Annotated in this window: 10 protein-coding genes; 9 read left to right on the top strand and 1 reads right to left on the bottom strand. The window is 65.7% G+C overall.

Translation table 11 applies throughout. From position 1 onward, the window contains the following. The 6 genes from J7E83_RS12310 to recN form a co-directional block, all read left to right on the top strand. Nucleotides 1-1470 (top strand): hypothetical protein (locus tag J7E83_RS12310; RefSeq protein ID WP_251043804.1); only part of this gene is annotated, 1470 nt, incomplete at its 5' end. Between the two features lie 6 nt (nt 1471-1476). Beyond that, entirely contained in the window at nt 1477-2466 is a 990-nt protein-coding gene (locus J7E83_RS12305; RefSeq protein WP_214962459.1) for an HAD-IIA family hydrolase, read from the top strand. 9 nt (nt 2467-2475) lie between these two features. Next, nucleotides 2476-2706 carry a hypothetical protein gene (locus J7E83_RS12300; RefSeq protein ID WP_214962457.1) on the top strand — a complete coding sequence of 77 codons (231 nt, stop codon included), beginning with the start codon at nt 2476-2478 and terminating at the stop codon, nt 2704-2706. Between the two features lie 2 nt (nt 2707-2708). After that, nucleotides 2709-3521, top strand: coding sequence for a TlyA family RNA methyltransferase (locus tag J7E83_RS12295; RefSeq protein ID WP_214962455.1), 813 nt, complete (start codon nt 2709-2711; stop codon nt 3519-3521). Nucleotides 3522-3534: 13 nt separating this feature from the next. Beyond that, nucleotides 3535-4560 (top strand): NAD kinase, encoded by a 1026-nt coding sequence (locus J7E83_RS12290; protein WP_214962453.1) that lies wholly within the window; start codon nt 3535-3537, stop codon nt 4558-4560. A 3-nt stretch (nt 4561-4563) separates the two neighbouring features. Further along, nucleotides 4564-6303 (top strand): DNA repair protein RecN, encoded by a 1740-nt coding sequence (gene recN / locus J7E83_RS12285; RefSeq protein ID WP_214962452.1) that lies wholly within the window; start codon nt 4564-4566, stop codon nt 6301-6303. A gap of 16 nt (nt 6304-6319) precedes the next feature. Here the strand turns inward: recN and J7E83_RS12280 are convergent, their stop codons facing one another. After that, nucleotides 6320-6865: a DUF2867 domain-containing protein gene (locus J7E83_RS12280; RefSeq protein ID WP_251043803.1), complete on the bottom strand. Its 546-nt coding sequence runs from the start codon at nt 6863-6865 to the stop codon at nt 6320-6322. Between the two features lie 79 nt (nt 6866-6944). On the opposite strand from J7E83_RS12280, the gene J7E83_RS12275 reads away from it, so the two are divergent. The 3 genes from J7E83_RS12275 to xerD are packed head-to-tail and all read left to right on the top strand — an operon-like array spanning nt 6945 to nt 10424. After that, nucleotides 6945-8729: a CTP synthase gene (locus J7E83_RS12275; RefSeq protein ID WP_214962450.1), complete on the top strand. Its 1785-nt coding sequence runs from the start codon at nt 6945-6947 to the stop codon at nt 8727-8729. A 25-nt stretch (nt 8730-8754) separates the two neighbouring features. Beyond that, a complete protein-coding gene (locus J7E83_RS12270; protein ID WP_214962448.1) occupies nt 8755-9417 on the top strand; it encodes an NUDIX hydrolase in 663 nt (220 codons plus the stop codon). Then, nucleotides 9417-10424 (top strand): site-specific tyrosine recombinase XerD, encoded by a 1008-nt coding sequence (gene xerD, locus J7E83_RS12265; protein WP_214962473.1) that lies wholly within the window; start codon nt 9417-9419, stop codon nt 10422-10424. Before J7E83_RS12270 ends, xerD begins: the two co-directional genes overlap by 1 nt. Nucleotides 10425-10429: the final 5 nt, after the last annotated feature.

Here is a 10429-nt window from a genome sequence, read left to right as displayed (position 1 = left end):
ACTCTATTCGGTGGCCGTGACCGTAAGCCTCCTTTCGGTGACCGTGACCGTAAGCCTCCTTTCGGTGACCGTGAGAACAAGCCCTATGGTGATCGTCCCCGTCGTGAAGGTGACGGCGAACGCCGCAGCTTCGGCGGGGGAGAGCGCAAGCCTTACAGCGGCGGCGGATCCAGTGAGCGGAAGCCTTTCGGTGACCGTGACCGTAAGCCTCCCTTCGGTGACCGTGAGAACAAGCCCTATGGTGATCGTCCCCGTCGTGAAGGTGACGGCGAACGCCGCAGCTTCTCGGGCGGAGACAACCGGAAGCCTTTCGGTGACCGCCTGGACAGGGCACCCCGTAGTTTCGACCGCGGCGACTCCGGTCCCCGCCAGTTCGGTCGGGACCGGCCCGAGGACCGCCCGGCACGTGTGCCCAACGCCCGGGACCTCCGCAGCGCCAACCGCCCGGACCGGGAACGTTCCCCGCAAATCGATGAAGACGTCACGGGCAAGGAGCTTGACCGCGCCACGCAGCACCAGATCAAGACCCTGGAAGCAAAAAGCGCCGAATGGGTAGCCCGCCACCTGGTCATGGCCGGTCGCCTGATCGACGACGAGCCCGAACTTGCCTTCCAGCATGCCCTCGCGGCTAGCCGGCGGGGCGGCAGGCTTGCGGCCGTTCGCGAAGCCGTAGGCCTGACGGCGTACGCCGCGGGCCACTACGGCGAGGCGTTGCGGGAGTTCCGGACGTACCGCCGCATCAGCGGATCCAACGTCCATCTGCCGGTCATGGCGGACTGCGAACGCGGCCTGGGCCGTCCGGATCGAGCACTCGACGTGGTGCGCTCCGAGGAAGCCAAAGACCTGGACGCACCAGGCAAGGCGGAGCTCGCCATTGTGGCAGCCGGAGCACGCACCGACCTCGGCCAGCTGGACGCAGCAGTGGCAGAGCTGGAAATTCCGCAGCTGGACATCAACCGGGCCTTCTCCTACAGCCCCAGGCTGTTCCGGGCGTACGCAGACGCCCTGTCCGCTGTGGGCCGTGAGGCCGAAGCCGCAAAATGGCAGAAGCAAGCCTTGGTAGCTGAAAACGCTTTGGGTTTGGGCATTGACGAAGAGCCGGACATCCTTGATCTGGGCTGGGACGAGGAAGAGGAAGCCCGTGAGGAAGCCGAGCGGCGCCGCCTCGTGGATCGTGCTTCCGGAGGCCCGGAAGCACACACCGCCACCACGGCTGCCGCCAGTACGGAGTCCGTCGCAGCACCTAACGAACCGGAGCAGGCCGGCGTCGACCCGACTTTTGATGATGCTGAATCCGACTACTTCGAGTCAGACGACGTTGAATCTGATGAAGACTCAGTTGAGCAGGATGAGCTAGAAACTAACCTGGAAGAAGCCGGCGAGTCGGAATCCGGTGACGTGGCGGCCGGCCGGGCGAACGGGCGTCAAGAAGACGAGACAGCAGATCACTCCGAGAGCAGGGAAGACTAGCCCCTCATGACCGCTGTTCCCCTGATTTCCCTGTTTGACGCCTTGTTGGCCGACTTGGACGGGGTGGTTTACGCCGGCCCACACGCGATACCAGGCGCCGTGGACTCACTTCGGCAGCTGGCCGGAGTGGGCGTGCGCCTTGGCTATATCACCAATAACGCCTCCCGCACCCCGGCCCAGGTCGCTGCGCACCTTCGCGAGTTGGGTGCACCTGCCGAAGATGATCAAGTGGTCAGTTCCTCGCAGGCTGCTGCTGAACTGCTGGCCTCGTTGCTGGCACCAGGCTCGCGGGTATTGGTTACCGGCAGCCCGGCACTTGCCCAGGAAATTGAACTGGCTGGGCTGACACCGGTCAAGAGCCAGGATGAGGACCCGGTGGCTGTGGTCCAGGGTTTCAATCCCGATATCGGCTGGAAGGACCTCGCCGAAGCTGCCTATGTGGTCTCAGCCGGCGCGCTCTGGGTTGCCACGAATACGGACATGTCGATTCCCCAGGCACGCGGCATCGCGCCGGGGAATGGGACCCTGGTAGCCGCCGTGGCGGCGGCCACCGGCCAGAAGCCCCTGGTCGCCGGAAAACCGGAGGCTCCACTATTCCACACAGCCGCCAAGCGACTCTCAGCCGACCGTCCGCTGGTCATCGGCGACCGCCTGGACACAGACATCCTGGGTGGCAACAACGCCGGCTTTGCCACGGTGGCGGTACTGACGGGTGTCGATACGCGGGAGACCATCCTGGCCGCACGGACTGCCGAACGGCCTGACTACCTGATCGGCTCGCTCGCGGACCTGTACTGCCCGTACCCCGCGGTTGAGAATATCGACGGAGCCTACCGCTGCGGTGCCGCCACGGCACGGGTCAACGGCGATACCATCGAGCTGCAGGGCAGCGAGGACGATCTCGACTCGTGGCGGGCGGCGTGCGCCGCGTGGTGGGCGGCCTTCCCGGAAACCGCTGAACCACGGGCGCCCAGGCTCACGTGGCTCGGTCATTAGACTGGTGCAATGACTGAGCTGAATGAAGAGCAAGCCCCCGAAGCAGCCCAGCCGCCGCCGGAGTGGCCCGAACCGCGACCCGAAGATATCGGCGACCCGTCCGTCGCGGCTATCGTCGCCTCGCTGGAGAGCGTCAAGGCCATGCCGGTGGCAGGGCACGAGGCGATTTACGGTGAACTTCATGATGCCCTGCTCGAATCGCTGAATGAGGACGCCCCGTCAGGGAACGGTGGATCCTGAGTATGGCACGACTCGACCAGGCACTCGTTGCCCGCGGTCTGGCACGTTCGCGCACCCACGCGGCCGCGCTGATAGCCGAAGGCAAGGTGAGCTCCGCCGGGCAGGTACTGGCCAAGGCATCCGTCCAGGTACCGGACGGCACTGACCTGGCCGTGGAGCACAGCGAAGAGGACAGCTACGTGAGCCGCGCAGGCCACAAGCTGGCCGGGGCGCTGGACGCCTTTGCGTCGATCGCTGTTGCCGGCAAGCGTTGCCTTGATGCTGGCGCGTCCACCGGCGGCTTCACGGAGGTGCTCCTGAGGCGCGGCGCAGGGCACGTGGTGGCTGTCGACGTCGGGCATGATCAGCTGGTGCCCCAACTCAGAAGCGATCCCAGGGTGGCAGTTCATGAGGGACTCAACGTGCGGTACATGTCCCCGGAGGACATTGGCGGACACGCCGCACTAACGGTTGCTGACCTCTCCTTCATCTCGCTGACCCTGGTTGTCCTTCCCCTGGCTCTGTGCACCGAACCTGGCGGCGATCTGGTGCTGATGATTAAGCCCCAGTTCGAGATCGGCAAGGACCGGCTGGGCCGCACCGGTGTAGTCACATCCGAGCGGGAACGCCGGATGGCGGTGGAAAAAGTCGCCAATTCGGCCCTCGACGCCGGACTCGACTTATGTGGCCTCGCGGCTAGCCCCCTGCCGGGCCAGGACGGAAACGTTGAATACTTCCTGTGGATAAAGCGCAGGATCACCCAAGACTTGCCTAAGATCGAAGAGCGCGACGCAGCCATTGCTGAGTTGCTTGGACGTATCTGGCCGAACCACTAGAAAGCGGAACCCGATGAGCAGGCGAGTATTAGTCCTTGCCCACACTGGCCGCGAGGAATCACTGAAGGCCGCCTGGGAAGCCTGCGCCCAATTGCAAGGCTCCGGAATTGTGCCCGTCATGCAGGAGTCCGAGCTGGGCGACATGGAACGGTTCTACGGACACCTGACCCAGCCGGTGGAAGTCCTGCACGACCACGTACAGTTGCCGGACGTTGAGCTGGTCATGGTCCTGGGCGGGGACGGCACCATCCTGCGCGCTGCCGAACTGGTGCGGGAAGTGGACGTGCCCCTCTTGGGCGTCAACCTGGGCCATGTGGGCTTCCTGGCCGAGAGCGAGAGGGCCGACCTTGCGCAGACCGTCGAATGGATTGCACGCCGTGACTACACGGTGGAAGAACGTATGACCATCGACGTCCAGGTCTGGGTCCGCGGCCAGAAGATCTGGCACACCTGGGCCCTGAACGAAGCTGCGATCGAAAAGGGCAACCGCGAACGGATGCTGGAGGTGGTCACGGAAGTGGACGAACGCCCGTTGACCTCGTTTGGCTGCGACGGTGTGGTCCTTGCCACCCCCACCGGCTCCACAGCCTATGCATTCTCCGCGGGCGGGCCGGTGGTCTGGCCGGAGGTCGAAGCCCTGGTCATTGTCCCCATCAGCGCGCATGCGCTTTTCGCCAAGCCGCTGGTGGTGTCACCGCGGTCGCGGCTGGCTGTTGAGGTCCTGAACCGGACCAACGCCCAGGGGGTGCTGTGGTGCGACGGCCGCCGCTCCGTGGACCTGCCGCCGGGCTCGCGGGTGGAAGTGACAAAGTCCGCCACACCGGTCCGGCTGGCTCGGACTCACCAGACTCCATTTTCCGGCCGGCTGGTCCGCAAGTTTGGGCTCCCGATCCACGGCTGGAGAGGCCCCGTTCCCCAGGCCGAAGCCATCCACACAGGGCCCATCCCCATTATCAGGACTCCTCGGCCCATGGCACCGCTCCAGGTTCCCCACGGTGACCAGCCTGGTGAAGATTCCGATCCGTCGACAGCAAAGTGAATCATGCTTGAAGAACTGAGAATCCGTGATCTGGGCGTCATCACGGACGCCACGCTGCCGCTGGGCCCCGGGCTGAGCGTGGTGACCGGTGAAACCGGTGCCGGCAAGACCATGGTGGTCACCGCCGTCGGACTCCTGTTGGGTGCCAGGTCTGACGCCGGCGCGGTCCGCAGCGGCGCCAAGAGCGCCACCGCGGAGGCGCTCCTCAGGCTTGAAGCCGGCCATCAGGCCGTTACGCGTGCTCTTGAGGCCGGTGCCGAGGTGGAGGAGTTCGACGGCGGTGCAGAGCTCATCCTCGCCCGCCGCCTCGGAGCGGACGGCCGGAGCCGTGCCTTCCTGGGCGGGAGGGCAGCCCCCGTGGGTGTCCTCGCGGAGATCGGCGAAAGTCTGGTGGTGGTCCATGGCCAGTCGGACCAGATCCGGTTGAAGGGGGCAGTCGCTCAGCGCGGCGCGCTGGACAAGTTTGCCGGCGAGGCACTGGCGGCTCCGTTGGGCACGTACCAGGCCCTGTACGGCCACTGGAAGTCCATCCAGGCGGAGCTGGACAGCCTGCGCAATGCCGCCCGTGACAGGCTCCGTGAAGCCGAGTCGCTGGAGATCGCCCTGGCCGAAATTGACGAGGTGGACCCTCAGCCCGGGGAGGACGAGTCCCTCAAGGCGGAGGCTGTGAAGCTGGCGAATGTTGAAGAGCTGAGGATCGCGGCGAGCACAGCGCACCAGGCCCTCATCGCAGAGGATTTCGGCGATGCCGGGGACGCCACCACCTTGGTGGACGCGGCGAAGCGGACCCTGGAGCATGTGGCGGAGCACGACGGCGAGCTTGGCGCGGCTGCTGCACGGCTCGCGGAGGTCGGCTTCCTGCTGAACGACATCGCTACGGAACTGGCAAGCTACCAGGCCGGGCTCGATTCGGAGGGGCCTGAGCGGCTGGCCGAGATCGAGGACAGGCGGGCTGCTTTGGCTAAGCTCGTGCGCAAGTACGCGCCCAGCATCGACGAAGTCCTGGTCTGGGCCGAGAATGCCCGGGTCCGGTTCGATGAACTGCAGGACGATTCCACCCGGATCGAGGCGCTCGACGCCGAAGTGGTCCGCACGGAGGCGGAGTTGCAGAAGCAGGCCGCGGCGATCAGCAAGGTCCGCACCAAGGCCGCCAAGGACCTGTCCTCCCGCGTCAGTGCCGAGCTGAAAGCCCTGGCCATGGCGGATGCCACCTTGGTGATCACCATCGATGCAGCCGCGCAGCTGGGACCGCACGGCCGGGATGAGATTTCATTCCTGCTTCAGCCGCACTCCGGGGCCCCGGCCAGGCCGCTCGGCAAGGGCGCCTCGGGCGGTGAACTGTCCCGGGTGATGCTGGCCATCGAGGTGGTCCTGGCGGCCGTGGACCCCGTTCCCACCTTCGTTTTCGATGAAGTGGACGCAGGCGTAGGCGGACGGGCCGCCGTCGAGATCGGCCGCCGGCTGGCCATGCTGGCGCAGCACGTCCAGGTCTTGGTGGTCACGCACCTGCCCCAGGTGGCAGCCTTCGCGGACCAGCACATCACCGTCACCAAAACTTCTGTCAGGGGAGCCGACGGCGGCACAGCCACCGGGTTCACGTCCAGTGACGTCCGGCTCCTCGACGGACCCGAAAGGGTCCGGGAGCTCGCCCGGATGCTCGCAGGCCAGGAAGACTCGGAGTCGGCGCAGGCCCACGCGCAGGAACTGCTCGACGACGCAAAGCTGCTGCCACAGCGGGCCTGACGGCGTTGGCCGCGGGCTAGTTACGGGTCAGCTTGCTGGTACCCAGCGTGAGGTGGCGGATGGCCCGCGCCATCATCGCGCGCACCACCAGCGGATGCAGCAGCCGCACGGGAACGAAGTACAGCCGCCCTCGCCAGCCCTTGAGGCGCACGGTGGTGGTGACCCGCAACAGCCGGGCACGGGCGTCGTAAGCCACTCCACAACGGAAATCCAGATGCCGGTCATCGGCACTAATGAGGGCTTCCTCGCCACGGACTTCCGAGACGGCAAACACGGCTGGCGTCGCCCTGCTGACGCCGATCAGACCCACCACTGCCTGCCGGAGTCCCATCAGGGCTGTTACCCATTCCGGCATGGAGCTGACTGAGAACAGGGTTTCCGCCCAGATCTGCGGCTCGTTCGGGCATTCCCGCTGTCCGGCAGGGACTGGGAGGACAATCACATCGGCGAAGTCCGGGGCCGGGATGGAATCAAGCGCCAACGACCGGAAGACGGGCAGCGTGCCTTCACCCGCGCCGTCGGCGCCGGCTGACGGACTTTCCTGCTCTGGATGCATGGCCATCCCTTGATCGTAGGGCCGGAGGGCCTGCACACTGGATCATTTGGGGAAACAGTTTCCGGACCCGTGGAAGGCGCAATTGATGATAGGCTCGAATTCCGTGGTGCAGCGATCAAATTCCCGTGTAAATTCCCGGTTCCCGGGCTCGTCCAAGACGACCAAACACATCTTCGTTACCGGTGGTGTGGCGTCCTCGCTCGGTAAGGGACTGACGGCTTCGAGCCTCGGTCACCTCCTGCGGGCACGCGGCTTGTCTGTAACTATGCAGAAGCTCGATCCCTACCTGAACGTGGATCCGGGCACGATGAACCCCTTCCAGCACGGTGAAGTCTTCGTCACTGACGACGGCGCCGAGACCGACCTGGACATCGGACACTACGAGCGTTTCCTTGACGAAAACCTTGAGGGTTCGGCCAACGTGACCACCGGCCAGGTCTACTCCACCGTCATCGCCAAGGAACGCCGCGGCGAATACCTCGGTGACACGGTCCAGGTCATCCCGCACATCACCGACGAGATCAAGCGCCGCATGAGGCTGCCCGCTGAGGGCAAGAACGCCCCGGACGTCATCATCACCGAAATCGGTGGCACCGTGGGCGACATCGAGTCCCAGCCCTTCCTGGAATCAGCACGCCAGGTCCGCCAGGACGTCGGCCGCGGAAACGTGTTCTTCGTCCACGTTTCCCTGGTGCCGTATATCGGACCCTCGCAGGAACTGAAGACCAAGCCGACCCAGCACTCCGTAGCCGCCCTGCGCTCTATCGGCATCCAGCCCGAGGCAATCGTGATCCGCTCGGACCGTGAAGTCCCCGAAGCCATGCGCGCCAAGATCGGCCGCATGTGCGACGTCGACATCGAAGCCGTCATCGGTTGCCCCGATGCCCCGAGCATCTACGACATCCCCAAGACCCTGCACACCCAGGGGCTGGATTCCTACATCGTCCGTGCGCTGGACCTGCCCTTCAAGGACGTTGACTGGACCAGTTGGGACAAGCTGCTCGAAGCAGTCCACAACCCCAAGCACCACGTGGAAATCGCACTGGTGGGCAAATACATCGACCTGCCGGATGCCTACCTGTCCGTAACCGAGGCCCTGCGCGCCGGCGGCTTCGCCAACGAAACCAAGGTCAACATCCGCTGGGTTCCGTCGGACGAATGTGAAACCCGCGAAGGGGCCCTTGCGTCACTGGACGGCGTGGACGCCATCTGCGTTCCCGGCGGCTTCGGCATTCGTGGTCTCGAGGGAAAGCTGGGCGCCCTGAAGTACGCCCGCGAAACCAAGCTGCCCGTCCTGGGTCTGTGCCTGGGCCTGCAGTGCATGGTCATCGAATATGCGCGCAATGTGGTGGGCCTCGAAGGCGCCTCCTCCAGCGAGTTCGAGCCGGACTCCAAGTACCCGGTGATTGCCACGATGGAAGAGCAGCTGGACATCGTGGAAGGCAAGGGCGATCTCGGCGGCACCATGCGCCTGGGTCTGTACGAGGCCAGGCTCGACGAAGGCTCGGTGATCGCGGGGACGTACGGCAAGACCACCGTCAGCGAACGCCACCGGCACCGCTACGAGGTCAACAACAAGTACCGCGAGCAGATCGCTGCCCAGGGCCTTGTCTTCTCCGGCACGTCCCCGGACGGGAAATTGGTGGAGTTCGTCGAGCTGCCTGCCGAGGTCCACCCGTACTACGTTGCCACGCAGGCGCACCCGGAATTGAGCTCGCGCCCCACCCGGCCGCACCCGCTCTTCGCCGGCCTGATCAAGGCTGCGCTGGACCACCAGCAAGGGTCCGGCCTGACGGACGCCCCCGCTGCAGGTGCTGCAGTGGCGGAGGCCCCTGCCGCCGAGCAATCGCGTACGGTTGCCGCTAAGTAGTTCCACACACGCAAAGGACGGCGCGATGCCCGGTATCTCCGAAACCCCCCAAGCTGCACGTCAGGTTTCGGACACACCGAGCCCGCGCCGTCTTTTGTCTACCGAGAAGGTCTACGAAGGCCGGATCTGGGACGTAGTCAGCGACCGCTTCCAATTGCAGGACACGGGGGAGGCCCTGACCCGCGACTACATCGAACACCCCGGCGCGGTGGCGGTCCTGCCGATGAACGACGCCGGCGAGATCCTCCTCCTCAAGCAATACCGTCACCCCGTGGGCATGGACCTGTGGGAAATTCCGGCCGGCCTCCTGGATGTGGAAGGTGAAGACTTTGTTGTCGGCGCCGCCCGCGAGCTTGCGGAGGAAGCAGACCTCGCTGCAGGCACCTGGAACGTCCTGGCCGATTTCTTCAATTCGCCCGGATCCTCCAGCGAGGCCATCAGGATCTACCTCGCCCGGGACATCACTTACGTGCCCCATCACGAACGCCATGAGCGGATGGATGAGGAAGCCGAGATTGAATTCCACTGGATAACCCTGGACGAAGCCGTGGAGGCTGTCCTGAAGGGGCGGCTGCACAACCCGTCCGCCGTCGTCGGGATCCTTGCGGCGGCGGCCGCGCGGGCAGGCGGTTTTGCTGACCTTCGCCCGGCGGATGCACCGTGGCCCGCACACCCCAGCCAGCGCTGATGGCGGCGGCGACCTCGGTGGAATCCACCGCGCCGTCTTCAGCCGTGGGCGGCGCGCCGGCTGCCCGGCCGAGCACCGCCATCGACCGCGCCATCACCGAATATCTGCAGCACATGGGCGTTGAGCGGGGACTTGCCCTGAACACCCTCTCGGCATACCGCCGGGACCTCACGCGGTACTCCCGCTACCTGGCGGAGGCCGGCTGCCGGCGCCCCGACCAGATCACCCGGCATCACGTGACAGGGTACGTCCGGGCCCTCACCGACGGTTCCGACGGCGGCACAGCCTTGGGAGTAAGGTCGGCAGCCAGGACAGTGGTGGCGGTCCGCGGCCTGCATAAATTCTGGGCCCTGGAAGGACTGACGGCCACAGACCCCGCCAGCGACGTTCATCCGCCCATGCCCGGCAAAAGGCTGCCCAAGGCGATTAGCGTGGACGAAGTCACCAGAATCCTCGAGGCAACCGGAACGGAGACGGCGACCGGCCTTCGGGACCGTGCCCTCCTGGAATTCCTCTACTCCACAGGCGCCAGGATCAGCGAGGCCGTGGGCCTGGACGTGGACGACATCTCCCTGCAGGAGGCCGATGCCGGTCCTGCGATCGTCCGTCTTTTCGGCAAGGGCTCCAAGGAACGCCTGGTGCCGCTCGGGTCCTACGGGGCGCGGGCCCTGGACGCCTACCTGGTGCGTGCCCGTCCGCTGCTGGCAGCCAAGGGCAAGGGCACTCCGGCCCTGTTCCTCAATGCCAGGGGCGGAAGGATCAGCCGCCAAAGCGCATGGACCATCCTGAACGCGGCGGCGGAGAAGGCCAACATCACCCAAGACGTCTCACCGCATACGCTGCGCCATTCCTTCGCCACCCACCTGCTCGAGGGCGGCGCGGATGTCCGCGTGGTCCAGGAGCTGCTGGGACATGCCTCCGTGACTACCACCCAGGTGTACACCCTGGTCACGGCCGATACGCTCCGGGAAATCTACGCCGCCGCGCACCCCCGCGCCTTGGGCTGAGGCCC

It is taken from the genome of Arthrobacter sp. ISL-48 (genome assembly GCF_018613805.1).
Lineage (GTDB): Bacteria > Actinomycetota > Actinomycetes > Actinomycetales > Micrococcaceae > Arthrobacter.
The sequence above is the reverse complement of the archived record's forward strand: the minus strand, read 5'-3'. Positions and strand labels throughout refer to the sequence as shown.